Origin of the sequence: Arthrobacter sp. HMWF013 (genome assembly GCF_003061105.1) — a bacterium.
GTDB lineage: Bacteria > Actinomycetota > Actinomycetes > Actinomycetales > Micrococcaceae > Arthrobacter.
In genome coordinates, this window is the sequence record NZ_QAIQ01000222.1 from 1 (window position 1) to 3639 (window position 3639).

At 70.6% G+C, this 3639-nt stretch carries 3 protein-coding genes; 2 read left to right on the forward strand and 1 reads right to left on the reverse strand.

From position 1 onward, the window contains the following. Window positions 1-1303: family 4 glycosyl hydrolase (locus DBR22_RS09085; RefSeq protein WP_108598746.1), on the reverse strand; the 1303-nt coding region annotated here is incomplete at its 3' end. Between the two features lie 70 nt (window positions 1304-1373). Between DBR22_RS09085 and DBR22_RS09090 the strand changes: the two genes are divergently transcribed. Beyond that, the gene (locus tag DBR22_RS09090) at window positions 1374-2465 is read left to right on the forward strand and encodes a carbohydrate kinase family protein (protein ID WP_108598744.1); all 1092 of its coding nucleotides are present in this window, start codon (window positions 1374-1376) and stop codon (window positions 2463-2465) included. Between the two features lie 71 nt (window positions 2466-2536). Next, on the forward strand, window positions 2537-3639 hold a 1103-nt coding region (gene alr / locus DBR22_RS09095; protein ID WP_108598745.1), incomplete at its 3' end, for an alanine racemase.

Genomic DNA, 3639 nt, shown 5'->3' on the forward strand with positions numbered 1-3639 from the left:
CCTTGACCCGGCGCAGCAACGCCAGCTGTTCCGGTGCCGGCGCTGACTGGCGAAGCGGCACGGCGCCGTCGGGCGTTACAACACAGGGGACTTCGACGACGGCGTCCGCCGGCAGACCCGGAATGGCCGGTCCGCCCGGGGTGCTTTGGGCCGGGGTGCCTGGGGCCACAGCCAGCGTGTTGGGCGTATTCAGGATCAGCTGCGCATCGCCGGCGCCGGCCAAGGCGCGCATCACAGCCAGCGCCACGCGCTCGTAGCCGCCACCGGCGAGGTCCGCCTCGTCGCGCTGCTCGCCGTGGGTCCGGGCTTCAGCGAGGTACCCCTCCTCGCGCGAGCGGCGCGCGGCGTCCCAGAGTTTGAAGGCTTCACCGCCTGCTGCGGCGAGCCTCGGATACAGCTCGGCCTGCTGGTGGTGGATGGATTCGCCGCGGGTGGCGGGCATGGCCCGCATGGCAGCGGCGGCACTGTCCCGCTGGTAGTAGTAGTAGAGGTATTCGTTGGGCAAAGCACCCAGCCCGGCCAGGAACGGCTGACGGAAAAGCCGCCCCTCCTCGAACGTCTGCAGCGCCTGGGCGTCAGCGAGAAGTTCCGGGAGCACATCCCGCCCGCCGGACTCCAGCCGGTACAGCCAGCCCAGGTGGTTGAGCCCGTAGTAGCCCACGCCGTCGAGCCGTCCGTCGGCCAGGGGAACACCGGCGGCCCGCGCGGCCCGGTGCACCAGCCCGCCCGCCGAATCGCAGATCCCGATGACTTTCCGGCCCAGGACCGGCACCAGCGCCTCGGTGACCATGCCCGCCGGGTTGGTGAAGTTGATCAGCCAGGCGTCCGGACAGTGTTCCTGCATCTGCCGCGCCAGGTGCAGCATCTCGGGGATGGTGCGCAAGGCGTACGAGATGCCGCCGGCGCCGGTGGTTTCCTGGCCCAGCAGGCCAAGGTCCTGTGCCACCTTTTCGTCGGCGATGCGCCCGGCCGTGCCGCCGGGCCGGATCGCCGCAAACACGAGGTCGGTTCCTGCCAGAGCCTCAGGCAGCGACGTGGCGGTGCGGATAACAGGAGGCCGGGCACCCGCTGCCGCGCCGGCCCCCGCTGCCGCGCCGGCACCCGCTGCCGCGCCGGCACCCTCCGGCGCGCCGCCGTCGGGCACTGGCATGGCCCGCAGAACCGCGGTGATGGCCTCGAGGCGGGCAGGGTCGACGTCGAACAGCACCAGCTCGCTGACCAGCCCCGCGAAGGGGCCGGAAGCGAGGGCCCGGTACACAAGCGGGACGCGGAACCCGCCGCCGCCGGCAATCATGAGACGCATAGTCAGCAGTGTAGGCCGGGCGCGGCAGGTCCCCTACCGTCCTGGGGCGCCAGGGCGTAGTCTGCCGGACATGGACGCAATTCCGGACCGCCGCTTCGATCCGCTCTCTTTCGTCCGCCAGCCAGCCGACGGGGAGTTCGACCTGATCCTCGCCGGGACGGTCTTCCAGGACATCATCTTCACGGGCCTGCCGCACGCGCCCGAGCCGGGCACCGAGATCTGGAGCGAAGGCATGGGCAGCTGCCCCGGCGGCGTGGCGAACCAGGCCATCGCCGCGGCACGGCTGGGCCTGCGTACCGGACTGGCCGCAGCCTTTGGGGACGACGGTTACGGGGACTACAACTGGAAGATCCTGGCCGGGCAGGAGCACGTGGACCTGAGCCTCTCGCGCCGGGTCGCGGGCTGGCATTCGCCGGTGACCGTCTCGCTCAGCGTGGATAAGGACCGGTCCCTGGTGACGCATGGCCATCCGGCGCCCGTGAGCTCGTCCGAACTGATCGGTTCGCCGCCGCCGGCGCTCGCCGGAATTGCCGAGCTGGGGGTCGAGATTGAGCCCTGGGCCAAGGAGGCCTACCAGTCCGGCGTGAAGCTGTTCGGGGATGTGGGCTGGGACCCCAGCGGCGAATGGTCTCCGGTCAGGCTCGAAAACCTGCAGTACTTCCACGCGTTCCTGCCCAACCAGCGGGAGGCCATGGCCTTCACGGGTAAGGACAACCCGTGGTCCGCGCTGTACGCACTGGCGGACCGGGTGCCCGTGGCCGTGGTGACGCTTGGGGCGCAGGGTGCCATGGCCGTGGACTCCGAGACGGGGGAGGAGGAGTGGGTGCCGTCCCTGCCGGTGACCGCTTTCGATCCCACCGGTGCCGGCGACTGCTTTGACGCGGCCTTCATTGTGGGCACCCTGGCCGGCTGGCCGCTGGGCAACCGGCTCCGCTTCGCCAACCTCTGCGCCTCGCTGGCCGTGCAGGAGGTGGGGGGATCGCTGGCGGCTCCCGGGTGGGGGGACATCGCTGACTGGTGGCAGAAGGCCAACTCCCGGCCCGAACGCCAGAGCAGCCAGTGGCTCCGCCGCTTCGGCTTCCTCGCCGAGATCCTCCAGGACGTCCCGATGGGAGCGCAGCGCCGGGCCACCGCCACCATCGCCCACCTCTCTGACGCCTGAGGACGGCGGAACGGAGCCCGTGAACGCAGGGCGATTATCCGGCCCCGACCGCCCGCACTAGAATCACTAAGGTGACTTACCCCGTAACAACCGGTGACTTCAGCGCGGCCTCAGGAACTGATCCTCTGCACGAGCGGTCCGCCGTCATCGATCTGGACGCCATCCGCCACAACGTGCGCAGGCTGGCCGACGCCGCATCACCGGCCAAGGTCATGGCCGTGGTCAAGGCCGACGCGTACGGGCACGGCGCGGTCCCCGTGGCGCGGGCCGCCCTCGAGGCCGGTGCCTCCTGGCTGGGAGTGGCGCACATCTCCGAAGCGCTGCAGCTCCGGGCGGCTGGCATCGAAGCGCCCCTGCTGGCCTGGCTGCACACTACGGAAAGCAACTTCGGCGCTGCGGTGGCTGCCGGCGTCGACATCGGCTGTTCAGGCTGGGAACTGGAACGGATTGTCGCGGCGGCCCGTGACCAGGAACGTCCCGCCCGTATCCACCTGAAGGTGGACACCGGTCTCGGGCGGAACGGGGTGACCCTGGACGCCTGGGACCAGTTGCTCGGCGAGGCCATGGAGTACCAGGACGAGGGACTCCTGCGTGTGGTGGGCATTTTCTCGCACCTTTCGGTGGCGGATGAGCCGGAGCGTCCCGAAACGGACGAGCAGCTGGCGCTGTTCCGCGAAGTGCTGGCGGCCGCCGAGGACGCCGGTGTGGATCCCGAAGTCCGGCACCTGGCAAACACACCCGCCACGTTGTCCAGGCCGGATACCCACTTTGACCTGGTGCGGGTGGGGCTGGGCATCTACGGCCTCTCGCCCTTTGAAGGCCAGAGTTCCGCCGAACTGGGACTCCGCCCGGCCATGACGCTGCGGACCGTGGTGTCCCAGTGCAAGGACGTGCCGGACAGGCAGGGCGTTTCCTACGGCCTGCGCTACCGCACCCAGGGGCCCAGCACGCTGGCGCTGATCCCGATGGGCTATGCCGACGGCATCCCCCGGGTGGCCACCGGCGGTCCGGTCCGGATTGCCGGCAGGACGTACCCGGTGGTGGGCAGGATCGCCATGGACCAGATGGTCATCGACCTGGGTAACGTCGGCGCGGCCGCCGCGGGCCTCCTCGGCGCGGAAGCGGTCCTGTTCGGCAACGGGGACGACGGCGGCCCCACCGCCGACGACTGGGC